General features: G+C 71.3%; 20 protein-coding genes and 1 riboswitch. Of the genes, 5 read left to right on the top strand and 15 right to left on the bottom strand.

Annotated elements, in window-relative coordinates; translation table 11 throughout:
- Positions 1-189 precede the first annotated feature (189 nt).
- Positions 190-2,151, top strand: a complete 1,962-nt coding sequence (locus tag PBV52_RS01245; protein WP_274236373.1) for an RICIN domain-containing protein — start codon at positions 190-192, stop codon at positions 2,149-2,151.
- Positions 2,152-2,158: 7 nt separating this feature from the next.
- On the opposite strand, the gene PBV52_RS01240 is transcribed toward PBV52_RS01245, so the two are convergent.
- Positions 2,159-2,482, bottom strand: a complete 324-nt coding sequence (locus tag PBV52_RS01240) for a hypothetical protein (protein ID WP_274236372.1) — start codon at positions 2,480-2,482, stop codon at positions 2,159-2,161.
- A complete protein-coding gene (gene ctaD / locus PBV52_RS01235; RefSeq protein WP_274236371.1) occupies positions 2,479-4,107 on the bottom strand; it encodes a cytochrome c oxidase subunit I in 1,629 nt (542 codons plus the stop codon). Before ctaD ends, PBV52_RS01240 begins: the two co-directional genes overlap by 4 nt.
- Before the next feature lie 106 nt (positions 4,108-4,213).
- On the opposite strand from ctaD, the gene PBV52_RS01230 reads away from it, so the two are divergent.
- Together PBV52_RS01230 and PBV52_RS01225 are read left to right on the top strand one after the other, a co-directional pair.
- Complete coding sequence (locus PBV52_RS01230) at positions 4,214-4,747, top strand: RNA polymerase sigma factor (RefSeq protein ID WP_274236370.1); 534 nt, start codon at positions 4,214-4,216, stop codon at positions 4,745-4,747.
- Positions 4,740-5,696, top strand: a complete 957-nt coding sequence (locus tag PBV52_RS01225) for a CU044_5270 family protein (RefSeq protein WP_274236369.1) — start codon at positions 4,740-4,742, stop codon at positions 5,694-5,696. Before PBV52_RS01230 ends, PBV52_RS01225 begins: the two co-directional genes overlap by 8 nt.
- Positions 5,697-5,706: 10 nt before the next feature.
- On the opposite strand, the gene PBV52_RS01220 is transcribed toward PBV52_RS01225, so the two are convergent.
- From PBV52_RS01220 to PBV52_RS01210, 3 genes are all read right to left on the bottom strand, one after another.
- On the bottom strand, positions 5,707-6,555 hold the full coding sequence (locus tag PBV52_RS01220; protein ID WP_274236368.1) for a bifunctional 5,10-methylenetetrahydrofolate dehydrogenase/5,10-methenyltetrahydrofolate cyclohydrolase: 849 nt from the start codon (positions 6,553-6,555) through the stop codon (positions 5,707-5,709).
- Positions 6,556-6,577: 22 nt separating this feature from the next.
- Positions 6,578-6,673: riboswitch (ZMP/ZTP riboswitch) on the bottom strand.
- Between the two features lie 53 nt (positions 6,674-6,726).
- A complete protein-coding gene (locus PBV52_RS01215; protein WP_274236367.1) occupies positions 6,727-7,827 on the bottom strand; it encodes a YihY/virulence factor BrkB family protein in 1,101 nt (366 codons plus the stop codon).
- 169 nt (positions 7,828-7,996) lie between these two features.
- A complete protein-coding gene (locus tag PBV52_RS01210; protein ID WP_274236366.1) occupies positions 7,997-8,362 on the bottom strand; it encodes a nuclear transport factor 2 family protein in 366 nt (121 codons plus the stop codon).
- A gap of 171 nt (positions 8,363-8,533) precedes the next feature.
- On the opposite strand from PBV52_RS01210, the gene PBV52_RS01205 reads away from it, so the two are divergent.
- Positions 8,534-8,776 (top strand): hypothetical protein, encoded by a 243-nt coding sequence (locus PBV52_RS01205; protein ID WP_274236365.1) that lies wholly within the window; start codon positions 8,534-8,536, stop codon positions 8,774-8,776.
- Positions 8,777-8,850: 74 nt separating this feature from the next.
- Here the strand turns inward: PBV52_RS01205 and PBV52_RS01200 are convergent, their stop codons facing one another.
- The 9 genes from PBV52_RS01200 to PBV52_RS01160 all read right to left on the bottom strand — a co-directional run bounded on the left by PBV52_RS01200 (position 8,851) and on the right by PBV52_RS01160 (position 19,919).
- Positions 8,851-10,050: a type III PLP-dependent enzyme gene (locus tag PBV52_RS01200; RefSeq protein WP_274236364.1), complete on the bottom strand. Its 1,200-nt coding sequence runs from the start codon at positions 10,048-10,050 to the stop codon at positions 8,851-8,853.
- A complete protein-coding gene (locus PBV52_RS01195; RefSeq protein WP_274236363.1) occupies positions 10,047-11,801 on the bottom strand; it encodes an IucA/IucC family siderophore biosynthesis protein in 1,755 nt (584 codons plus the stop codon). Before PBV52_RS01195 ends, PBV52_RS01200 begins: the two co-directional genes overlap by 4 nt.
- Positions 11,801-12,997, bottom strand: a complete 1,197-nt coding sequence (locus PBV52_RS01190; protein ID WP_274236362.1) for an MFS transporter — start codon at positions 12,995-12,997, stop codon at positions 11,801-11,803. Before PBV52_RS01190 ends, PBV52_RS01195 begins: the two co-directional genes overlap by 1 nt.
- Positions 12,994-14,673, bottom strand: a complete 1,680-nt coding sequence (locus tag PBV52_RS01185; RefSeq protein ID WP_274236361.1) for an IucA/IucC family protein — start codon at positions 14,671-14,673, stop codon at positions 12,994-12,996. The genes PBV52_RS01190 and PBV52_RS01185 overlap by 4 nt, the downstream gene beginning before the upstream one ends.
- On the bottom strand, positions 14,670-15,845 hold the full coding sequence (locus PBV52_RS01180) for an acetyl-CoA carboxylase biotin carboxylase subunit family protein (RefSeq protein ID WP_274236360.1): 1,176 nt from the start codon (positions 15,843-15,845) through the stop codon (positions 14,670-14,672). Before PBV52_RS01180 ends, PBV52_RS01185 begins: the two co-directional genes overlap by 4 nt.
- Before the next feature lie 90 nt (positions 15,846-15,935).
- Positions 15,936-16,955, bottom strand: coding sequence for an ABC transporter substrate-binding protein (locus tag PBV52_RS01175; RefSeq protein WP_274236359.1), 1,020 nt, complete (start codon positions 16,953-16,955; stop codon positions 15,936-15,938).
- 26 nt (positions 16,956-16,981) lie between these two features.
- Positions 16,982-17,800, bottom strand: coding sequence for an ABC transporter ATP-binding protein (locus PBV52_RS01170; protein ID WP_274249207.1), 819 nt, complete (start codon positions 17,798-17,800; stop codon positions 16,982-16,984).
- A gap of 44 nt (positions 17,801-17,844) precedes the next feature.
- A complete protein-coding gene (locus PBV52_RS01165) occupies positions 17,845-18,894 on the bottom strand; it encodes an iron chelate uptake ABC transporter family permease subunit (RefSeq protein ID WP_274236358.1) in 1,050 nt (349 codons plus the stop codon).
- Positions 18,891-19,919, bottom strand: a complete 1,029-nt coding sequence (locus tag PBV52_RS01160) for a FecCD family ABC transporter permease (RefSeq protein ID WP_373921805.1) — start codon at positions 19,917-19,919, stop codon at positions 18,891-18,893. Before PBV52_RS01160 ends, PBV52_RS01165 begins: the two co-directional genes overlap by 4 nt.
- A gap of 174 nt (positions 19,920-20,093) precedes the next feature.
- Between PBV52_RS01160 and PBV52_RS01155 the strand changes: the two genes are divergently transcribed.
- Positions 20,094-20,939: a (2Fe-2S)-binding protein gene (locus PBV52_RS01155; RefSeq protein ID WP_274236357.1), complete on the top strand. Its 846-nt coding sequence runs from the start codon at positions 20,094-20,096 to the stop codon at positions 20,937-20,939.
- A 132-nt stretch (positions 20,940-21,071) separates the two neighbouring features.
- On the opposite strand, the gene PBV52_RS01150 is transcribed toward PBV52_RS01155, so the two are convergent.
- Complete coding sequence (locus PBV52_RS01150; protein WP_274236356.1) at positions 21,072-22,832, bottom strand: ABC transporter ATP-binding protein; 1,761 nt, start codon at positions 22,830-22,832, stop codon at positions 21,072-21,074.
- Positions 22,833-22,846 lie beyond the last annotated feature (14 nt).

Raw genomic sequence — 22,846 nt, 5'->3', positions numbered from 1 at the left:
CATGCCGAGTGCGAAGGGCCTGTGGGCGAGAGGGACTTCGGATCCGTCCCATCCGTTGACTTCCCTGTCTCCTGGCTCTACTTTCAGCGCCATCATGTTCGATGTTACGAATCATGTGCGATATATCGAACAATCGGGCAGTCTGGATGATCCTCCCGCACTGGTGATCCTCCCGCACTAAGGAGCCGCATGTACCCCCCGCCTCGACCCCGTCTCGTACGCCGTTGTAGATCCGCCGTCGCGCGCGCCCTAGTCCTGGCGCTCGTCGCGACGGCCGCGTTCCTGTTCGCCGGGGCCGCCCCGGCCCAGGCGGTGACGGCCCGTCAGATACCGGTGCCCGAGGCCCCGATGGGCTGGGCGTCCTGGAACGCCTTCGCCGCGAAGGTCGACTACAACGTCATCAAGCGGCAGGTCGACGCGTTCGTGGCGGCGGGTCTGCCCGCGGCCGGCTACGAGTACATCAACATCGACGAGGGCTGGTGGCAGGGCACCCGCGACAGTGCCGGCAACATCACCGTCGACGAGGCCGAGTGGCCGGGCGGCATGAAGGCCATCGCCGACTACATCCACAGCAAGGGCCTGAAGGCCGGGATCTACACCGACGCCGGCAAGGACGGCTGCGGCTACTACTTCCCGACCGGCCGCCCCGCCGCGCCCGGCTCCGGCAGCGAGGGCCACTACGAGCAGGACATGCTGGCCTTCTCCCGCTGGGGCTTCGACTTCGTGAAGGTCGACTGGTGCGGCGGTGACGCCGAGGGCCTCGACCCGAAGACGACCTACCAGGCGATCAGTAACGCCGTGGTCGCCGCGACCGCCTCCACCGGCCGCCCGCTCGCCCTCTCCCTGTGCAACTGGGGCTACTCCAACCCCTGGAACTGGGCCCCGGGCATGGGCCCGATGTGGCGGACGAACACCGATATCTTCTTCCACGGCGGCACACCGTCGTACAGCAACGTCCTGACCGCCTTCGACCGCAACATCCACCCCACGGCCCAGCACACCGGCTACTACAACGACCCCGACATGATGGTCGTCGGGATGAACGGCCTGACCGCCGCACAGAGCCGCTCCCACATGAACCTGTGGGCGATCTCCGGCGCCCCGCTGCTCGCCGGCCTCGACCTCACCACCCTCACCACCGAGACGACGAACATCCTCACCAACCCCGAGGTCATCGCCGTCGACCAGGATCCGCGCGGCCTCCAGGGCGTGAAGGTCGCCGAGGACACCTCCGGTCTCCAGGTGTACGGCAAGGTCCTCGCCGGCACCGGCAACCGTGCCGTCGTCCTCCTCAACCGCACGTCGACCACGCAGAACATGACCGTCCGCTGGTCCGACCTGGGGCTGACGAACGCCACCGCGACCGTCCGTGACCTGTGGGCCCGCCAGAACGTCGCCACGACCGGTACCAGTTACACCACCAGCGTCCCGGCGAACGGCTCCGTCATGCTCACCGTCACCGGGGGCACCGAGCAGTCCGCGAGCACCTACAGCGGCACGTCCAGCTTCTCCGGCGTGGTCGCCGGAAGCGCCGGCCTGAAGACGGTCGACGTCTCCTACACCAACAACACGTCCACCGCCCGGACCGCCACCCTCACCGTCAACGGCCAGACCCCCACCAAGGTCTCCTTCCCGCCGACCGGTTCGAGCGCCGGCAACATCTCCGTCAACGTCTCCCTCGTCAAGGGCAGCACCAACACGATCTCCTTCTCCGGCGCCCCGACGCTCGACGGCATCGTCGTGCGTCCGCTCCCGGGCAAGAACGGCGCCCTGGTCACCGGCACCCAGTCCGGCCGCTGCGCCGACATCAACGACAACACCATCGCCAACGGCACCGACGCCCAGCTGTGGGACTGCACCGGCGGCCAGAACCAGGTCTGGCAGTACAACAGCACCCGCAAGGAGCTGGTGGTCTACGGCAACAAGTGCCTGGACGCCTACAACCGCGGCACCACCAACGGCACCCGGGTCGTCATCTGGGACTGCAACGGCCAGAACAACCAGCAGTGGAACCTCAACAGCGACGGCACCCTCACCAACGTCAACGCCGGGCTCTGCCTGGACGCGTACGGCGCGGCCACGGCCAACGGCACCAAGCTGGTGCTCTGGACCTGCAACGGCCAGAACAACCAGAAGTGGACGGTGAGCTAGCGCAGTCCTAGGCAAGGCACACGGCAAGGACACCGAAAGCCAAGGCGCAGGTCAGCAGCCAGCCGGCCAGCAGACGGCGCCGCAGGCCGCGGTATCTCGCCTCGTACTCGTCCCGCAGTCTTCCGGCACGCGCCGCCGTGTGCTGCCAGGAGGCGCGGGCGAGTGCGAGGTATTCCGCCTCGAACCGCCGCTCCACCTCGCCGCGCTGAACCTCCGTCAGCCACTGCAGCGGCGCACTGAATCGCGCGGCGGCGGTACGGCCTTCCTCGCGGGTCGCGGCCAGCAGCAGATGACCCTCGATGTCGTTGAGGAACTCCTCCGCGATGCTCACAGAGCTGTCAACTCCTTCTCCGGCGTGGGAGCGTGCCGCAGGTCGAACGCCGGGGATTCGGAACGGATCCGGGGCAGCGTCAGGAAGTTGTGGCGCGGCGGAGGGCATGACGTCGCCCATTCCAGCGAGCGGCCGTAGCCCCATGGATCGTCGGCCTCGACCTTCTCGCCGTATTTCGCGGTCTTCCAGACGTTGTAGAAGAACGGCAGCAGCGACGCGCCGAGCACGAACGAGAAGACGGACGACAGGGTGTTGAGCGTCGTGAGCCCTTCCACTGCCAGATAGTCGGGAATCCGGCGCTGCATTCCGTTCACGCCCAGCCAGTGCTGGACCAGGAACGTGCCGTGGAAGCCGATGAACAGCGTCCAGAAGGTCATCTTGCCGAGGCGCTCGTCGAGCATCCTGCCCGTGAACTTCGGCCACCAGAAGTGGAAGCCGGAGAACATCGCGAACACCACCGCGCCGAAGATGACGTAGTGGAAGTGCGCCACGACGAAATAGGTGTCGGACGTCGGGAAGTCCAGCGGCGGAGAGGCGAGCATGACGCCGGTCAGACCGCCGAAGACGAAGGTGACCAGGAATCCCGTGGCCCAGAGCATGGGTGTTTCGAAACTCAGTGAGCCCTTCCACATCGTTCCGATCCAGTTGAAGAACTTCACGCCTGTGGGGACGGCGATGAGGAACGTCATGAAGGAGAAGAACGGCAGGAGTACGCCGCCGGTGACGTACATGTGGTGCGCCCACACCGTCACGGACAGGCCCGCGATCGCGATGGTCGCCGCGATCAGACCCATGTAGCCGAACATCGGCTTGCGGGAGAAGACCGGGATGACCTCGGAAATGATGCCGAAGAACGGCAGGGCGATGATGTAGACCTCCGGGTGGCCGAAGAACCAGAAGAGGTGCTGCCACAGCAGTGCTCCGCCGTTGGCGGAGTCGAAGACGTGGGCGCCGAACTTGCGGTCCGCCTCCAGCGCGAACAGCGCCGCGGCCAGCACCGGGAAGGCCAGCAGCACCAACACACCGGTCAGCAGCACGTTCCACACGAAGATCGGCATGCGGAACATGGTCATGCCGGGGGCGCGCATGCAGATGATCGTGGTGATGAAGTTGACCGAGCCGAGGATGGTGCCGAAGCCGGAGAGCGCCAGACCCATGATCCACATGTCGGCGCCGATGCCCGGGCTGCGGACCGCGTCCGACAGCGGGGCGTAGGCGAACCAGCCGAAGTCGGCCGCACCCTGCGGGGTGAGGAAGCCGCCGACCGCGATGAGCGAGCCGAACAGGTACAGCCAGTAGGCGAACATGTTCAGCCGCGGGAACGCCACGTCCGGCGCGCCGATCTGCAGCGGCATGATCCAGTTCGCGAAGCCCGCGAACAGCGGCGTCGCGAACATCAGCAGCATGATCGTGCCGTGCATCGTGAACGCCTGGTTGAACTGCTCGTTCGACATGATCTGCAGGCCCGGACGGGCCAGCTCGGCGCGCATGAAGAGCGCCATCACGCCACCGATGCAGAAGAACGCGAACGACGTGACCAAATAGAGCGTTCCGATCGTTTTGTGATCCGTGGTGGTCAGCCACTGGACGGCTTTGACGCTCCTGATGTCTCTGATCCTCTTCACGCCCCGCCTGTGTCCGCGCCCCACCCCGCACGTCACACTCGAGGGACGCGACAAGAATCACGGAAACGGGTGTGACGATCCCGCGGGTGCCGGACACGAACGGAACATGAGCAACGACGAGATCTTCGCCGCTGCCTATCGCGAGCACTACTGGGCGGTCAGCCGCTACGTCGCGCGGCGACTGGACGGGCGCACGAGTGAGGTCGAGGAAGTGGTGGCGGAGGTGTTCACCGTCGCCTGGCGGCGCCGGGACGACCTCCCGGCCACGCCGCTGCCCTGGCTGTACGGCGTGGCACGCAACTGCCTGGCGAACGCGGTACGCGGCTACGGGCGACGCCGCCGACTGGTCGACCGGCTCGGCAACGACGAGACCGCGCACGGCCGGCACATCGTGGACAGCCCCGACTCGGAGGCGCCGGGCGCCTGGGTGCACGAGGCGCTGAACCGGCTGTCCCCGGCCGACCAGGAGGTGCTGCGGCTGACGGCGTGGGAGGAACTGGGCGTCGAGGAGGTCGCCGTGGCCCTCGGCTGCGGCAGCCGGGCCGCGGCCATGCGGCTGCACCGGGCCCGGCGCCGGCTGAGAGCCGAGATCGACCGTATGTGCCCGCCGACCGCGTCCAAGGAACGAAGCCATGGCTGACGAACTCGAACTTCTGCGCCGAGCCAACCCGGTCCCGGTCGACGGTCCCCACTTCGGCGACGGCCCCCTCGACCACCACGCCGAGCGGCAGCTCGACCACCTGATGCGGCAGCGGCCCTCCCACCGCCCGCGGCTGGTCTGGGGCCTGGCAGCCGCGGCCGTCGTCGCCGCGCTCGTGTCGGCGCTGCTGTTCACCGGCCAGACCACCGCCCCGGCGGTCGCCGCACCCCGCCCGCTGCTCGTGCAGGCCGACTCCACCCCCGTAGCCCTGCAAACCCTGGCCGATCGGGCACGGGCGGCCGCGGCCGACGGTGCGCCGAAGCTCCGCAAGGGCACGCACGTGCAGTCGTGGAGCATGGGCATGAGCGACGACAAGCCGCCGATCACGCTTCCCGAGGAGCGCATCGTGCGCTGGAACGCCGACGACAGCCACACGGAGATCGTCGTGGCGACCGACCCCCGCCACCCGGGCCGGCCGGTCCTCGGCGGCGAAGGGGAACTCGTCGAGGACGGCCATGTCCTCAGCAGGCAGACCTACCCGCCCAGTTGGAGCGACGCCCCGCCGCAGGCGCCGCCTCCGACCGACGTCGCACGCCTGCGCGCCTACCTGCAGGAGGCCGGGTACAGCAAGACCGCACTGAACACCGGCGAGCTCCTCGACGCCGTCGCCTCGCTGCTCGACACCTGGACCCTCGGCGCCCGCGAGTCGGCGACGCTCGCACGGCTCCTTGAGGACACCGAGGGGCTCAGGCCCGTCGGGCAGGTGACGGACCGGCTCGGGCGGCGCGGACAGGCGTACGTGTACGACGGGTCCGGCCCCCGCCGCATGCTGATCATGGACCCGGCCACCGGTGCCGTACTCGGGCTGGAGACCACCTTCACGAAGGCGGAACCGGAGTACGGCGTCAAGGCCGGCGACGTGATGTCGTACAGCGCCTGGATGCGCTGACCCGGAGCCATCACACCCCGAGCTGCCGGGCGGCCGCGTCCACGGTCTGCTCCAGCAGCGTGGCGATGGTCATCGGACCGACGCCGCCCGGCACCGGAGTGATGAGCGAGGCCCGCTCGACGGCGGAGTCGAAGTCGACGTCGCCGACGTTCCCCGCGTTGTAGCCGGCGTCGATCACGACGGCGCCGGGCTTGATGTCCTGACCCCGGATCAGCCGCGGCCGGCCCACGGCGGCGACCACGATGTCCGCCTCACGCACGGCCGCGGACAGATCCGCCGTACGGGAGTGGCAGTACGTCACCGTCGCGTCGCGGGCCAGGAGCAGCATGCCGGCCGGCTTGCCGAGGATCGCGCTGCGGCCGACGACCACGGCGCGCCTGCCGGCCGGGTCGACGCCGTACTCGTCGAGCAGCCGCACGATCCCGCCGGGCGTGCACGACACGAACCCCGGCAGCCCGAAGCTCATCGTCGCGAACGAGGCGAAGGTGACACCGTCGACGTCCTTCTCCGGCGCGATCGCCTCGAACGCCGCCCGCTCGTCGATGTGCGGGCCCATGGGGTGCTGGAGCAGGATGCCGTGCACGGCGGGGTCGGCCGACAGGTCGCGCAGGGTGCCCACGAGTCGTTCCGTGGTGGTGTCGGCGGGCAGCGGTACGTGGCGCGAGATGATGCCGGCCTTGCGGCAGCGGTTCTGCTTCATGCGGACATACGTCACGGACGCGGGGTCCTCGCCGACCAGCACCGTCGCGAGGCAGGGCGCGGTGCCCGTGCGTTCGGTGAGGTCGGCCGCCTTCTTGGCGGTCTCGTCGACGATCCGCCGGGCGAGCGAGGTGCCGTCCATGAGCCGGGCCTGAGACATGATCCACTCCTGGGCTGGTTGTCCGGTTCGCCCAGGCGCACGGCATCGACTCCGCGTCGACTTTGTCAGGGCCGCTCCCCGGTGGTGCTCCACCTCAGCGCCAGTCACGGCCCACGGCCCACCCTAACGGAGGCGGCGCAAGGCCCGGACAGCGCGTCCGTACGCGGGCCGTCAGGGACCGCGCAGGCGTCGCCGGTCCTGTTCGTCCCACGTGCGGGTGTCGCGCGGCGGTGTGTAGGGCTCCTCGTCGGGTGGGTGACCGCCGGCGATCGCGCGCTGTCGTACGGCCTCCGCGTCGAACTCCAGGCCCAGCAGAATGGCCAGGTTGCCCACCCACAGCCAGACCAGGAAGACGATCACGCCCGCCATGGTGCCGTAGGTCTTGTTGTACGAGGCGAAGTTGGCGACGTAGAAGGCGAAGCCCGCGGAGGCGATCAGCCAGATCAGCAGGGCGAGGAAGCTGCCCGGAGTGATCCACCTGAAGCCGCGCACCTTGGCGTTCGGGGTCGCCCAGTACAGGATCGCGATCATGGTGGTCACCAGGACGGCCAGCACGGGCCACTTGGCGATGTCCCAGACCGTCAGGGCCGTGTCCCCGATGCCCAGCGTGGAGCCGACCTGGCGGGCCAGCGCGCCGGTGAAGACGACGATCAGCGCGCTGATCACGGCCAGCACCATGAGCACGACGGTCACCGCGAGCCGGATCGGGAGGACCTTCCACACCGGGCGCCCCTCGGGCATGTCGTAGACCGCGTTGGCGGTGCGGATGAAGGCCGCGACATAGCCGGAGGCCGACCACACCGCCAGGACGAGACCGACGACCGCCATGACGGAGCCGAGACCGCCGTTGCCCTGCAACTGCTCCACCGCACGCGTGAGGATGTCCCGGGCCGAGCCGGGTGCGAGCTGGTTGATGTTGTCCAGGACCTTGTCGGTGGCCGACCTGCCGACCAGACCCAGCAAGGACACCAGCACCAGCAGGGCCGGGAAGAGCGACAGCACGCTGTAGTAGGTCAGGGCAGCCGCGCGGTCGGTCAGCTCGTCGTCCTTGAACTCCCGCAGGGTGCCCTTCAACACCGCCCGCCACGACCGTCGGGGCAGCTCGGTCGGCGTGTCGGGCGCCTGCCGCTCCACCTGCGGATCGGGCCCGAAGCGCTCCGGCGAGGTCTGCGCACCGGCTGCGCCCTGCCCTGCCCGGTCGGTGGCCGGTGGCGTGGGCGGACTGCGTCGCGCCCGGTGATCTTTGCGCCTGGATTTGAGAAGCCGAGTCATGCTCCCCCGGGTATCCCGGCCGTACCCTGCTCAAGCGCCGCCGCGCGAGCGCTCCACCGACGGCCACGGCCACAACTGCGTCTACGACAGCGACCGAAGAGCAGCCGAGAAGGGCCAGGTCGGTCACGAGCCGACCTGGGCCTTCGGCGGTCCCTTCCTGCTACGTCTCCTACTCGTCCCACGCCTCGATCAGGATCTGCCGGGAGATCTTGCCGTCGCGCAGCGTGATCATCGACTCGGACAGGACGCGCACCCCGTCCGCGTACTCGCAGGACTCGCTGTAGGCCGCGCGGTCACCCTGGATCACGCATCCCTCCAGCTTGTGCGTCATGTCGCGGCTGTAGACGTCGCTCAGCATGTCGGCGATCTCGCCTCGGCCGTGCAGAACCTTGGGGTGGCTGGGCTGGGCGTTGCGGTTCACGACGCGTAGCTCCGCGTCGTCCGTGTACAGCGACAGAAGCGTCTCGGGGGTCTGTCCCTCTATACCCCGGCGCAGTGTTTCGGTGTCGAACGAGGGGCTGGTGGCTGTGCCCATGGTGACCTCCTTCGAGGCCCGCGGCAGGGGCGAGGTGAGGACCGCGAAAGCCTCTCCTCCGAGGCTCCTCCGCCCCGGCGGACTCGGCAAGCGCAGCCGGAGCGGTGCGCCTGTCGAGTGAGTGGCGCCGGGCGGCCGTGTCCGGCGAGGGCCCGCCGCGTTGCAGAAAGCATGATCTCAACACGACGTATCGTCGCCGCCGTTGGTCTGGCCGCCGGAATCACCGGACTCACCGTGCCGATGGCGAACGCGGCCGACGTGGACGCCCGCAACGCCGGTTCGCTGAACCCGGTCGCCACGCTCGACTCGCTCGCCGCGACCGGCATCCCCGAGGAGCACAAGCACCGGGTCCCGCGGGTCTCCCAGCACCTGGGCCACCTCAACCACCTCAACGGCCTGAAGCAGCTGCCCTAGGTCACCGACCCACAGCAAGGGCCGCCCGGATCCCGCCGGGCGGCCCTTCGTGTGTGCCGAGAGTGACGCGCCGACTACCCGGCGGCGCCCAGGAAGTGGAAGCCCGGCCTGGGGTGCATCAGGAAGTCGTGATGGGAGATGTTCCAGGCGTAGGCCCCCGCCAGCGAGAACGCCACCCGGTCCCCGGCCCGCAGTCCGGGCGCGGGCACATGGCGGGCCAGCAGGTCCTTCGGCGTGCACAGCTGGCCGGCCAGGGTGACCTGCTCGCCGTCGGCCGCCGGACGCGGCCAGGGGTGCGGCCAGGCGTCCACCGGCAGCACGGAACAGGGCTGGTCGTGGCCCTTCGTCGCCGGGGTCCGCAGATGATGCGTGCCGCCGCGCACGACGCCGAACTGCTCGCCGTGGCTGTGCTTGACGTCCAGCACCTCGGTGGCGTACCAGCCGCAGTACGCCGTCAGCGCCCGGCCCGGCTCGATGCGCAGCGTCAGCTCCGGGTGCGCCTCGGCGAGCCGGGCGAGCCCCTTGCCGTACGTGGCCCAGTCGAAGCGGCGCCGAGGGTCGGCGTAGTCGACGTGCATGCCGCCGCCGACGTTCACCTCGGCGAGCGGTACGCCCAGGCCCGTCGCCCAGCCGACGACCGACTCCGCCACCGCCACCTGCTCGGCCGCCTGAAGGCCGCTGGCCAAGTGGGCGTGGATGCCGCGCAGTTCGAGGTGCGGATACGTCCCGTCGGTGAGGGCGCGGACAGCGTCGGCAGCCTGCGCCGGGTCCATCCCGAACGGTGTCGGACGCCCGCCCATCGCCAGCGAGCTGCCCGCCAACGACCCGTCGGCCACCGGCAGGTTGACCCGGGGCAGCACCGCAACCCGCCGACCCGGCGCGTAGCTCCGGGCCAACTCCGCCAGCATGCACAGCTCGTGGAGGCTCTCGACGTGGAAGCGCTCGACTCCCGTCTCCAGCGCGGCCGTCACCTCGCCCGGCGTCTTGCCGGGCCCTCCGAAGGCGAGCGGCCGGCCCGGCACCGCCCCCGCGACGTGGGCGAGTTCGCCGCCCGAGGAGACCTCGTAGCCGTCGACGTACGGGCCGAGCGCGGCGAGGATCTCCGGCTCCGGGTTGGCCTTGGCGGCGTAGTACAGCTCGACCCGCTCGGGCAGGGCGTCCCGCACGGCGGCGGCGTGGGTGCGCAGGGCCGTCAAGTCGTAGACGTACGCGGGGAGTTCGACGGAGGGCAGGGACAGGACGCGGTCGCGGACCGCGACTGTGGGCTCGGTCATCGGGCAGCACTTCCGCTCGTGTCGCGCAGGATGTCCGCGGCGAGGGGGGACGGCAGCCGGACGTAACCGGCCTCGCGGTCGGCCTTGCGCTCCCAGCGGGTGAGCAGGTTGGCCTTGGCGGGCAGCGGTACCCCGGCGAGCAGGGCGGCGAGACGGGGCGGGCAGCCGTCCCGGTCGGCGTACGTCCGCAGCGTTTCGCGCACCCGCGCCCACAGCGCGGCCTCCGCCTCGGGGTGCAGGTCGGCGAGCGCGGCGAGCAGCTCGGCGATGTGGTTGACCAGCAGGCAGTAGACGACCCGGTCCCAGCCGCGCTGGGCGTCGTACGTCATAGGGCCCGCCACCTCGGGCGGCAGCGCGGCGAGGGTGTCCCCGTGGTGGTCGGGGACGAGCTTGGTGCCCTCCAGGTCGCGGAAGAGGACCTGGGCGGGCATGCCGTCGCCGTCGACACAGACCAGGACGTTCTGCAGGTGCGGCTCCAGGACCAGGCCGTGGTCGAAGTAGGCGGACATGACCGGCGGGACGAGCAGTTCCAGGTACGCCGACCACCAGGCGAGGGCGGTGCGGGCGTCCGCGCCCCGCAGGAGGCGGGAGATGTGCGCGGGACTGGTCGGGTACTCGTCGGCCACCGCGGCCGCCAGCAGGGGAGTGGTGCCCGGCGCGAGGCGCTGCGGCAGGCCTTCGCGGACGATGACCCCGAAGCCCTCGAACAGCTCGCGGTCCGGCGTGCCGTCCGGGCCGGGGAGGGCGAGCGTACGGTAGGCGGGCTCGCGCAGCACCGCGCTGCCGGGGAAACGCTCGGCCAGGTCGGCGAGCGCCGGGGCCAGGACACGGGTGAGGGCGACGGCGCCCGACAGCTCGTACGTGCTGTTCTTGCGCAGGCAGTTGGTGATCCGCACGTTCAGGCTGAACTTCAGGAACGTCTCGCCGTCGTACAGGGTGCGCACCGATGCCGTCGCGGCGAAGGGCCGTCCGCCCGGGCCGAGGTCGAGGACGTCGCCGCGGTCGAAGGCCGCGCGCAGCAACGGGTGCTCGCGGAGCGTCTCGTACTGCCAGGGGTGGGCGGGCAGCAGACGGTAGCCGTCGGGGACGTCCGTGCGCTGCCGGTCCAGCGGGGCGACGGCCGAGGCCTCGACGTACTCCTCGGCGATCAGGTCGGCGCGCACGGCAAGGTGCCGCAGCGGGAAGGCGGCCCCGACCTCCGGGGCGTACGCCGACCAGGCGCGCGGGTCGCCGGTGCGGGCCTTGGGCGTGGGGTGGAAGCGGTGGCCGAACAGCAGGGACTGCTCGGAGGCGAGATAGGCCGGGAGAGGGGCGAGCGGGCCGGCCGAGGGCGAAGCCGCCCGCGGGCCGGCCAGCGCGGTCGCCACGGCCTCGTGGCTGGAGGCGATCTGCTCCAGGAACTCCTCGTTGCGCACACCCGTGCGCAGCGACAGCTCGTCGTGCGTGTACTCGGCCAGACGCCGCCAGCCCACCTCCGCCCAGTCGCCGTCACGCTGCTCGCTCACCGGGCCGGTGAACCGGTGCGCCCCGAGGAGCGAGGACCTGCGCAGGGCGACGCGCAGGAGGACCCCGCGGCGGGGCAGGCGCAGCAGCAGGTTGCCGTCCGTGACGACCGTCTGGTGTTCGGGGCCGGACACCTCGCGCAGCAGGCAGTTGAGCAGGGTGTGGGCCACCGCTTCGTCGGCGGTGGGGAGTTCGGCCGTCGAGAGCTTGGAGGAGGAGCTCCCGAGGGAGTCGGTCAGGGAGGGCATCAGCGGCTCCGGCGGGTGCGGTGGTTCAGTGTGGGGAGAAGAATCACGACGACGGTGACCGCGGCGGCGGCGCCGCCGGTCAGCACGGGTGCGGCCGGTCCGAAGCGGGCGCTGCCCACCGCCGCGGCCACGCCGGCGGCGACCGCGCCGGCCTTGGAGAAGAACTCCAGCGAGCCGAACATCCCGCCCGGCGCACGGCCCCTCGCGCAGTCGGCGGCCAGCACCGACAGGCACACCAGGCCGAGGGTGAGCCCCACGCCGAGCAGCAGCCGTACGGCGATCAGCGTGGTCAGGGACCCGGCGACCCCGTGCCCGGCGAGCCCGAGCGCGATACAGGCGAAGCCGAGCGCGATCCCGGCCCGCGGCCGGTTGCGGAACGCGGCGTGCACCGCCAGCGCCGCCACCAGATAGACCAGGTGGGGCAGGGCGAACAGCACACCGGACAGCGCCGGCGAGGTCCCCGGGATCCGGTCGTCGACGAGCGCGATCAGATAGGGGAAGGAGATGACGGTGGAGAACACGAAGGCGAACTCCAGCGCGTACAGCGCCCTGAGCGAGACCACCGCGGGCGTGTCGTCCGCCGTCTCGGGCTTGGTCCGACGCTGCTCGACGGGTTCGGGTTCGGGCAGCGCCGCGAGCAACAGGGCGGCCGTGAGCGGCAGTACGGCGAGCAGGGCGTACTGCCGGTGCGGGGAGAGCCAGCCGGACAGCGAGCCGACCACGATCGGCGCGACCACCAGCGCGGCCCGCGCGCTTCCCTGCATCAGGGTGAGCGCCTTGGACAGCGCAGGGCCCTGAAGAGCGGCGCCCAGATAGCCGTTGGACGCGGCGAAGGTGCCGCCCAGGATGCCCTGGAGCACCAGCGCCACCGTGAACGTGGCCAGCGAGTCCGCCCAGCCCGCGAGCAGGAAGGACACGGTGAGCCCCAACTGGGCGCGCAGCAGCAGCCGTTTGCGGCCGAACCGGTCCGCGAGCCGCCCCCACAGTGGGGCGCCGAGCGCACCGAACACGGTCGGCACGATGTAGAGCACGCCCGCCCAGCGGGCACCGTGGTCGCCCAGCTCCGGCAGGATCTGGGTGAGATACGGCGGCAGGCCGAGCGCCGCGAACGACGCCACGAAGTAGCAGCCGGCCACCGCTTGCACGTGCCCGCGTCCGAACCCGGTGCGCGGCATCCGCAGAGTCTGCACGGTCATGCCGAACCACCGCCGGGCAGGAGGTAGTTGGGGCCGGTCGTGTAGTGCTTGTTGATGTCGGCGGCGCCGGAACGCTCCTTGGACAGCAGTGTCCCGGCCGTCACCATCGCCTTCACCGGCAGTCGCGGCGCGTCCAGCACGCGAGCGCGCAGGACGGCTCCGGCGTCGCCGCCGAGCCGGTCCACCGCCTCGGTCAGCCGGTCACGGATGAGGTCCAGCAGGGCCTGGCGGTGCCCGGTGAGCCCGAACGCGTAGGACCCGGCGCACAGATGAACCGTGATGGTGGCGAACACGTCGGCGACCGGCCCGTCGTCCGTACCGAAGATCCGCGCGTCGTCGAAGTCCCACGGCCCGGGGAGCACGGCGGCCAGCCGCTCGGTGTTGATGCGCGGCCCGTCGTTGTCCTTGAACAGCAGCCGCAGACTTCCCGGCCGCAGCACCACCGAGATGTTCTGCTGGTGTGACTCCAGCGCGATGCCGTACCCGAACAGCGTCGTCTGCCAGTCGAACAGCAGCGTCAGGAGGGCGTCCAGCAGGGCGAGCGGGTCGCCGCCGTAGAAGCGGTCGGCGAGATGGCCGACGACCGGCCGCCCGTCGGGTGCCTCGGCGAGCAGGGCCGCCAACGGTACGACCACCGCGTCGTCGAGTCCCGCCGGGTAGCGGCGGCACAGGACCGCCAGCAGTTCGTGACCGGCGTGCGCGTACGTCGTCTCGTCGGCGTGCAGGATCGTGTCCCGGAAGCGGGGCTCCCGGGCGATCACCGCCTCCAGCAGTCGCTGTCCCGCCGCGCCGTCGATCAGCGTGCCGGGCTTGACGGTCCGCTTGTTGCGCAGGCCCAACGTGGCGGTGGCGAGGGGGAGTTTGAGATGCAGCGTGAGATCCGCGACCGTGGCGACGGTACGCATCGACAGGGTCGGTACGACGTCCAGATGGGCGCGGTCGGCGAGCACCGCGCCCTCGGGGAGAGCGGCGGCCGACAGAGCATCGACGGTCAGCGGATGGACGGGCAGGGCCACATGGGTGTCGCGCACCCCGGGCAGCCCGAGCGTCGCGGGCGTGGGCCAGGACTGCGGGAGGGCACCGGCCAGGGTGACCGACTCGCGGGGCACGGCGAGCCACCGCAGCGCGAAACGCGGATGGAACTCCGGGGCGTACGCGCGCAGTTGCTCCTCGCTCAGCCCGGAGCGGCCGCGCGCGGTCGGGTAGACGGGATGGTCGATGCGGGCGGCGAGGGTCTCGTACGCCAGAGTGCCGCCGAGCCCGGTCCGGTTCCCGAGCCTGTCCATGACCTCGGTACGCGTCGCCGCGTGCAGCCGCAGGGTGGCCAGCGTCTGCCGGCACTCCTCGGCGAAGGCGTCGAAGCCGCCCTGGTCCTCCGGCTCGGCCAGCGCACGCAGCGCGCTCAGCACGGTGTCGTACGACGTCAGCTCGGCGCCGTCCGACTCGCGCACGAGGAGCGGCAGCCGGGCGGCGTACTCGCACTGGTAGCCGTCCTCGGCGACGGGCAGCAACAGGGCGTCGTCGCTTGCGGCGGCCAGCCGTATCCAGGGGCCGTCGGGCCGCTGCGTCAGCGTGCCCTTCGTGCGCAGCCCGACCACGTCCTCGCGCAGCAGGGCGCTGAGCACCCGCGTGAGCAGCTCCGCCTCGCAGGTGTCCGTCACAGGCGGTGCGGTCACGGCTGGATCTCCCAGCGCCGCTCGGCCAGGAAGTCGGCCACCACCCGGTCCACGGTCGGCTGGTCGGTGCCGCAGGCCCGCAGGACGCCGAGGTAGTCGCGGTTGGTCCCGTACAGCTCGTGCCGCTCACCCACCGCACGCAGGGGACGGTACGTCAGACGCACGCCGTCGACATCGAGATCCGTGGCCTCGGGGGCACCCGCCAGCGTGCCGGCGCGGTCGGCGCACGGGTACTCCAGACGGGCGGCGCCGTCGCGGCGGGCGCCCAGGCCGGCCGGGAGGGGCTCGCCGAGATGGGTGCGCAGGATGTGCTCGAAGAGCGGGATCTCCAGCAGCCGGGCCAGCAGCAGATCGCACTGGTCGCCGATGGCGCGGTAGTTGACCTCGATGATCCGCGCCCGCCCGTCGTGCACCACGAACTCGGTGTGGCAGGCGCCGAACCCGACGCCCAGCGCGTCCAGTTGCGCCAGGACCTGCGCGACGACCGGCTCGGGGTGGGCGGGGACGAAGGTGAGACGCTCCTCGATGAAGTACGGCGGCGGCGACAGCTCGGTGTGGAAGCCGCCCAGCACATGGCGGACGCTGCCGTCGCCGAGGGTCTCCAGGGTGAACAGGTCGCCCGGGAGGTACTCCTCGACGACCAGGACGGCGCCCGGCCGACGCTCCAGGATCTCCTTGGTACGCGTCACCAGTTCTTCGGGGCCGTCGACGAGGACCACGTCCTCGGAGGCCACGCCCTCACGCGGCTTGACCACACAGGGGTACGGCGCGTCGCCGGGCGCGACCGGTTCGGTCAGCTCGGCCGACCACACGGTGTCCACGCCGGCCGTCGCGAGCCGGCGGCGCATCTCGGCCTTGTCCTTGCAGCGCAGGGTGGCCCGCCAGTCCTTGCCGGGGAGGTCGAAGTAGGCGGCGGCCAGGGCGGCCTGGGTCTGGAGGTGGTCGCTGTTGGTGAAGACGGCGTCGGGGCGGTGATGCGTCGAGATCCGGGTGATCACGGCGCGGAAGTCACGGACGTCGCACTGCAGGATCTCGACGTCCGGGTAGACGCGGCGGTGGGCCTCCGGCTGGTCGGTCAGGACGGTGACGTCCAGTCCGAGCCGGGCCGCGGCGGGCAGGAAGCCCTCGGTGACGGAGTCGGTCGGATTGAGCGCGAGCAGGTACAGGCGCATGGCAGAGGAACAACTTCCGCTAGCGGGTGGGGGGTTGGGGGCGGGCCACGCCGGTCCGGGCGTGCGGCCCGCCCCCGTGAACAGCGGCGGCTACTTCGCCGGGAGCTCCACGCCGGTGGCCTTCGCCACGTCCTTGAGCATCTCCTCGGCGGCCTGGACGCCGATGCCGGACATCCACGTCTCGTCCGGCACCTCGAAGACCTTGCCGTCCTTCACGGCCGGCAGGTCCTTCCACACCGGGTTGGAGACGACCTCCTTCTTCTGGGTCTTGTCCTCGGCGTCGGCGGCCGTGACGAAGATCAGGTCGGCGTCGGCCTGGTCGATCTCCTCGGGGCTGACGTCCTTCATCGTGACCTCGGGGTCGCTGGAGATCTGCGACTTGGGCCGCTGGAAGCCGATGTCGTTCAGGACGACACCGCTGTAGGAGTTGGTCTGGTACAGGCGGGTCGGGCCGGCGATGAAGCGGACCACGGAGACGGTCGGCATGGTGCCGCCGTCCTTCTTCTTGATGGCCGCACCGAGCGCCTTGGCCTGCGTCTCGTACTCCTTCAGCTTGGCCGCGGCCTCCTTCTCCAGGCCCAGCGCCTCGGCGTGGACCTTCAGGTTCTCCTTCCAGACACCGCCGGTGGTCTCGGTGAAGACGGTCGGGGCGATGGCGCTGAGCTTGTCGTAGACCTTCTCGTGCCGGACCTTGGAGGACAGGATCAGATCGGGCTTCAGCGAGGCGATCTTCTCCAGGTTCGGCTCCAGGAGCGGACCGACGTCGACGGTGTTCTTGAGCTCGCCGTCCAGGTACGTCGGGAAGCCGCCCGAAGTCTTGAAGTGCGGGGCGACCGCGCCGACCGGGTCGATGCCGAGCAGGGTGACGTCGTCCAGCTCACCGGTGTCGAGCACGACGACCCGCTTCGGCTGGGACGGGATCTTCACGTCGCCCATCACGGTCTTGAGGGTGCGCGGGAAGGCGGAGCTGTCGGCCGCGGCCTTGGCCGCGTCGGTCTTGTCGGAGGAGTCCTCGCTGCCACAGGCGGCCAGAACGGCTGTACCGAGCAGGACGGAGAGCAGCACGGCGAGGAGCCGGCCGATTCCGCGCAGGGGAGAGCGCATGAACATGGGGTCTTTCTGTGAGTGGGGACTGATCAGGCGGTCGCGGCGGTATGCCGTACCGCGCTGCTCTTCGGGATGACCAGCGGGGTGCCGGTCTCCGGGTCGGGGATCACCCGGCAGTCGACCTCGAACACGGACTTGACCAGCTCCGCGTCGAGGATGTCGGCCGGGGCGCCGGCGGCGGCGAGGCGGCCGTCCTTGAGGACCACCATGTGGTCCGCGTAGCGGGCGGCCTGGCCGAGGTCGTGCAGCACCATCACCACGGTGCGGCCCGCCTCGGCGTGCAGGGCGGCGACCAGGTCGAGGACGTCGAGCTGGTGCCGCAGGTCGAGGAAGGTGGTCGGTTCGTCGAGCAGGAGCAGCTCGGTGTCCTGCGCCAACGCCAGCGCGATCCAGGCGCGTTGCCGCTGACCGCCGGAGAGCTGGTCCACGGGGTGGTCGCGCAGCGCCGTGGTGCCGGTGCGCTCCAGGGCCTCGTCGACGGCCTTCTGGTCGGCGGCCGACCAGGGGCTGAGCAGCCGCTGATGGGGATAGCGGCCGAGTCGTACGAGCGCCTCGACGGTGATCGCCTCGGGAGTCACCGGCTGCTGCGGCAGCAGACCCAGGCGGCGGGCGAGGGAACGGGCGGACATACGGTGGATGTCGGCGCCGTCGAGCGTCACGGTGCCGGCGGCCGGGGCGAGAAGCCGACTGAGCCCCCTCAACAGGGTCGACTTGCCACAGGCGTTGGGGCCGACGATCGCCGTGACGGCGCCGCCCGGCAGCGTCAGATCGAGACCGCCGACCACGATCCGGTCGCCGTAGCGCAGATCGAGGCCCTGCGTGGAGAGCTGGTTGGTGGTGGGGGACATGTGCGGCTCCTGAAGACCGGTGGAGAGTTCGTGCCGGGCGCCGGTCATCGGTGACTCCTCTGGACGGGCGAGCTCTGGCGCAGCATCAGCACCAGCAGCCACGGCGCGCCGAGCGTGGCGGTGACCGCGCCGACCGGCAGACCCTCGATCGGCAGCAGGTGCTGCACGACCAGGTCGGAGGCGAGCAGCAGCACCGCCCCGGTGAGCCCGGCGAGGGCGAGGGACGCGGCGGTCGGCGGCCCGGTGACGAACCGCACGATGTGCGGCACGGCGAGCGCGACGAACGTCACCGGCCCGGCGAGCGCGGCCGCCAGCGACGTCAACACGACGGCGACGACCAGCAGTTGGAGACGGGTGGCGGAGGTGCGCAGGCCCAGGGCCCCCGCCGAGTCGTCCCCGAGGTCGAGCACCGCCAGCTGCCGGTGCATCACCAGCGCGGCGGCGAGCGCGAGCACCATGGCGCCGCCCGCTCCCCACACCTCCGTCCAGGTCCGCCCGTACACCGAACCGGTCGTCCACTGCAGGGCCGATCCGGCGAGCTCGGCCGGGAAGCGCACGATCATCAGGTTCACGGCCGCGGCGAGGCCCGCCTGCACGGCGAGCCCGGTGAGCACCAGCCGGGTGACCGCGAGCCCCGAGCGCCAGGCGAACACGCCCAGCAGCAGCGCCGCGAGCAGCCCGCCGCCCAGCGCCCCGACCGGGATCAGCACCTGCGAGGCCCCGGCGGCGATCAACGCGACCGCGCCCAGCGAGGCGCCGCCGGTCACGCCCATGACATCGGGAGACGCGAGCGGATTGCGGAACAGGCGTTGCAGCACCAGGCCCGCGGCGCCCAGCCCGGCACCGGCGACGATCGCCGCCACCGACCGCGGCGCCCGGAACTGCTGCACCACCAGCACGTCCCCCGGATCCCCGAGCCCGACCAGCGCACGCAGCGCCGTGCCCGCGGGCATCGGTATCTCACCCGTCGTCAGGGACACGGTGAGCAGCACGAACAGGAGGGCCAGGCCGGTCGTGGCGAACACCAGGACGCGGCGCCGGACCCGGGCACGGGACGTGGACTTCGTACGCACGGACACGACCGCGGCGCTCATCGGGCCACCCTCCGTGCCAGCAGCGCCAGCAGCGGCGCACCCAGGAACGCGGTCACGATGCCGACCTCCAACTCCGAGGGGCGGGTCACCATCCGGCCGAGCACATCGGCCGCGAGCAGCAGCAGGGGCCCCGCGATCAGACAGCCGGGCACCAGCAGTCGGTGGTCGCCGCCGAGCAGCGGCCGTACGAGGTGGGGCGCAGCCAGCCCGATGAAGGCGATCGGACCGGCCACCGCCACCGCCGAACCGGCGAGCAGGACGACCGCGATGCCGCCGGCCAGGCGGATCCGGGCCACCGGAACGCCGAGCGCCTGGGCCGAATCGTCGCCCAGGGCAAGGGCGTTGAGGGCGGGGGAGACGGCCAGAGCCACCACCAGCCCGAGCACCAGGGTGGGCAGCACCGGCCACAGCACGTCGAGGGTGCGGCCGGACAGCGAACCAGCCAGCCAGAAGCGGGCCTCGTCCAGGGTGCGCTGGTTCATCAGCATGACCGCCCACGTCCAGGACAGCAGCACGAGTTGGAGGACGGTGCCGCCCAACGCCAGCCGTATGGGATCGATGTCTCCGGCGCGGCGGGCGAGGGCCTGCGCGAACAGGGCGGCGCCGGCCGCTCCGGCGAACGCGAACCACACGTACTGGGCAGGGCTGTTGAGTTTCAGCGCGAAGATGGCGACGACGACTGCGAAGCCGGCGCCCGCGTTGATGCCGAGCGTGGTCGGCGAGGCGAGCGGATTGCGGGTGATGCCCTGGGCGACGGCTCCGGCGACCCCGAGAGCGGCTCCGACGGCGAGCCCGATGACGGTGCGCGGCAGGCGCAGCCCGGTCACCACGAGGGCGTCGCGTCCATGGGCGTCGCCGAACAGCGCGTCCGTCACTGTGGACAGGGGCACCGAACGGGCGCCGAGGGCGAGGCTCAGGGCGGTGCAGAGCGCCAGGGCCGCGATGCCGATGAGGAAGAGCGGTATGTGCCTCAGGGCACGGAAGGACACACCTGTGGGGGGTGCGTCCTGTTGGGTCGCAGTCACAAGCGGTGAGATTAGGTTAGGCTTCCTTTAGATTACAACTGCTGTGAGTTCGCTGTGACATGCGCAATAGATGATCGCCGCACCCTGTGCCGCCTGGCTGTTTCCATGTGATCATGGATGTAAGGTAAGCCTTACCTAGTTGGTTTTCGTTGAAACCTCGCAACAGGAGCGCCGATGTCCGTGGCCCTGAAGACCTCGCCGACCGGCGCCGTCGCGCGCACGCTCGGTGACGTCTACGGGCGCCTGGCGGACCTGTGCGAAGTCCTGTCGGTGCGTGTCGCGGAGCCCGGCACCGAGGTGGCCCGAGCGGGGGTGACCGCGGCGGAGCTGACGAAGGACCAGTTTGTGCTGGACGCCTTCGTCGAGGCCGAGGCGGCCCGCATCCAGGAGCGCTACGGGACGGTGCCGCGCCGTCACGTCGCCGCCTCCCGCGCGCTGCACGACTACGCCTGGTCCGTCTCGCTGTTGATGAGCGGGGTCTGGTATCTGGAGCGCCGGGTGCCCCGGATCCGGCCCGAGGACCTGCGGCTGGACCTCGCCACCGCCGAGTTCACGCTCGTTCCCGGCGTCGATCTGACCTGCCTGGCCGACGACCCTGCGGGGGCGCTCCCGGGAGTGGTGACGGTCCCTCATGAAGAGGCGCTGCGCGCCGAGTTGAGGGTCGCGGTCGCCGAGCACATGGAGCCGCTCCTGACCGCGATCGGCCCCACCGCACGGCGTGGCTCACGCGCCCTGTGGGGCATGGTCGCCGACGACCTGGTCTCCGGCATCTGGTACCTCGGCCGCACACTCGGCCGCGAGGACGACGCCGTACGGGCGGCCACCGAACTGCTGCCGACCGGGCGCGCTCCCTACCCGGGCGGCGCAGACTTCCGGTACCTGACGACCGACGACGGCCGTCGGCACCCGACACGCACCCGGACCGGCTGCTGCATGTACTACACGATCCGCCCCGACGAGGCGTGCGCCACCTGCCCCCGCACCTGCGACACGGAACGCCTGCGCCGTCTCCAGAGCTGAAACGGCCTATCGGCAGCGCCCCTCAAGGGGCGCGGGGCTGCATGGAACATGCGGCTTCGCCGCGTGGGCGCGACAAGCCACGATGGCGCCGCAGACGCCCGACAACACAACGCGGCACTCCTCATCGCGGCACTACCCGGCGGAGCGCGTCGCCAGGAACTGCGTCGCCGCGAGCTCCGCGTAGAGCGGATCGGCCGCCACGAGTTCCCGGTGGGTGCCCACCGCGCGCACCCGGCCCCCGTCCATCACCACGATCCGGTCGGCCATCGTCACCGTCGACAGCCGGTGCGCGACGACCAGAACCGTGGTCGTACGGGCGACGTCGGCGACGGTGTCGCGCAGCGCCGCCTCGTTCACCGCGTCGAGTTGCGAGGTGGCCTCGTCGAGGAGCAGCAGGCGGGGGCGGCGCAGCAGGGCGCGGGCGATGGCGACGCGCTGGCGTTCGCCGCCGGAGAGCTTGGTGCCCCGGTGCCCGACGAGCGTGTCGAGGCCGGCCGGCAGCCGGGAGACCAGGCCGTCCAGGCGGGTCGTCTTCAGTACGCGCGTGAGGGCGTCGTCGTCCGCGTCCGGGTTGCCCAGCAGCAGGTTGTCCCGCAGCGAGCCGGACAGGACCGGGGCGTCCTGCTCCACATAGCCGATCGCCGAACGCAGTTGGGGCAGCTCCCAGTCGGCGAGGTCCCGCCCGTCGAGCGTGATGGTCCCGCCCTCGGGGTCGTAGAACCGCTCGATGAGGGAGAACACGGTCGTCTTGCCCGCGCCGGACGGGCCGACGAACGCCGTCATGCCCTGGGCCGGCACGGCGAACGTCACCCCGTGGTGGACGTACGGCAGATCGTCGGCGTACCGGAAGCGCACGTCCTCGAACGCGACCGCGGCCGGCTCCGCCCCGGCGGTGGGCAACGGCGCGGGCGCGGCGGCCGGTTCGGCGGGCAGCCGCAGCGCCTCCTGGATCCGGGCGAGCGCCGCCGAGCCCGTCTGGTACTGCGTGATCGCGCCGACCACCTGCTGGATCGGCGACATCAGATAGAAGACGTACAGCAGGAAGGCGACCAGCGTGCCGATGTCGACCGCCCCGGTCGCCACCCGCGCCCCGCCCACCGCGAGCACCGTGATGAACGCGATCTGCATGGAGAGCCCGGCCGTGTTGCCCGCCGCCGCCGACCACTTGGCGGCCCGCACGCTCTGCCGCCACGACTCCTCGGCCGCCTCGTGCAGCGTCTGCTCCTCCCGGTGCTCGGCGCCCGAGGCCTTCACCGTGCGCAGCGCGCCGAGGATCCGCTCCAGCGAGGCCCCCATCACCCCGACCGCGTCCTGCGCCTGCCGGCTGGCCCGGTTGATGCGCGGCACGATCACGCCGAGGATCGTGCCGGCGCCCAGGATCACGGCCAGCGTGACCGCCAGCAGCACCGGATCCACCAGGCCCATCATCACCACCGTCGCCACGAGCGTCAGGCCTCCGGTCCCGAGACCCACCAGCGAGTCGGTCGTGACCTCGCGCAGCAGGGTGGTGTCCGAGGTGATACGGGCCATCAGATCGCCCGGCTCACTGCGGTCCACGGCGGTGATGCGCAGCCGCAGCAGATACGACGACAGGGCGCGCCGCGCCCCGAGCACCACCGACTCGGCGGTGCGCCGCAGCACGTACGAACCCAGCGCGCCGACCGCGGCGTTCGCGACCACCAGCCCGGACATGATCAGCAGTGCCCCGGTGATGGCCCGGTCGTGGGACAGGTCGTCGATCAACTCCCGCGCCACCAGCGGCAGCAACAGCCCGGTGGCACCCGTGACCAGGGAGAGCACGGCGCCCGCCAGCAGGGCCCAGCGGTGCGGGCGCACGTAGCCCAGAAGCAGCCGCCAGGTGGGCGGGGCGGTTTCGGTCGCTGCGATGCTCAACGAGGCTCCTCAGG

It is taken from the genome of Streptomyces sp. T12, assembly GCF_028736035.1.
Lineage (GTDB): Bacteria > Actinomycetota > Actinomycetes > Streptomycetales > Streptomycetaceae > Streptomyces.
This window is presented reverse-complemented; position numbering and strand designations above follow the sequence as displayed.

Coding starts and splice junctions, on each gene's coding strand:
- PBV52_RS01220 (WP_274236368.1), bottom strand. CDS start 6,555: ATGTCTCAGGCCCGGCTCATGGACGGCACCTCGCTCGCCCGGCGGATC.
- PBV52_RS01245 (WP_274236373.1), top strand. CDS start 190: ATGTACCCCCCGCCTCGACCCCGTCTCGTACGCCGTTGTAGATCCGCC.
- PBV52_RS01210 (WP_274236366.1), bottom strand. CDS start 8,362: ATGGGCACAGCCACCAGCCCCTCGTTCGACACCGAAACACTGCGCCGG.
- PBV52_RS01175 (WP_274236359.1), bottom strand. CDS start 16,955: ATGTTCATGCGCTCTCCCCTGCGCGGAATCGGCCGGCTCCTCGCCGTG.
- PBV52_RS01195 (WP_274236363.1), bottom strand. CDS start 11,801: ATGCCCTCCCTGACCGACTCCCTCGGGAGCTCCTCCTCCAAGCTCTCG.
- PBV52_RS01165 (WP_274236358.1), bottom strand. CDS start 18,894: ATGAGCGCCGCGGTCGTGTCCGTGCGTACGAAGTCCACGTCCCGTGCC.
- PBV52_RS01200 (WP_274236364.1), bottom strand. CDS start 10,050: ATGACCGAGCCCACAGTCGCGGTCCGCGACCGCGTCCTGTCCCTGCCC.
- PBV52_RS01190 (WP_274236362.1), bottom strand. CDS start 12,997: ATGACCGTGCAGACTCTGCGGATGCCGCGCACCGGGTTCGGACGCGGG.
- PBV52_RS01230 (WP_274236370.1), top strand. CDS start 4,214: ATGAGCAACGACGAGATCTTCGCCGCTGCCTATCGCGAGCACTACTGG.
- PBV52_RS01180 (WP_274236360.1), bottom strand. CDS start 15,845: ATGCGCCTGTACCTGCTCGCGCTCAATCCGACCGACTCCGTCACCGAG.
- PBV52_RS01205 (WP_274236365.1), top strand. CDS start 8,534: ATGATCTCAACACGACGTATCGTCGCCGCCGTTGGTCTGGCCGCCGGA.
- PBV52_RS01215 (WP_274236367.1), bottom strand. CDS start 7,827: ATGACTCGGCTTCTCAAATCCAGGCGCAAAGATCACCGGGCGCGACGC.
- PBV52_RS01225 (WP_274236369.1), top strand. CDS start 4,740: ATGGCTGACGAACTCGAACTTCTGCGCCGAGCCAACCCGGTCCCGGTC.
- PBV52_RS01170 (WP_274249207.1), bottom strand. CDS start 17,800: ATGTCCCCCACCACCAACCAGCTCTCCACGCAGGGCCTCGATCTGCGC.
- PBV52_RS01155 (WP_274236357.1), top strand. CDS start 20,094: ATGTCCGTGGCCCTGAAGACCTCGCCGACCGGCGCCGTCGCGCGCACG.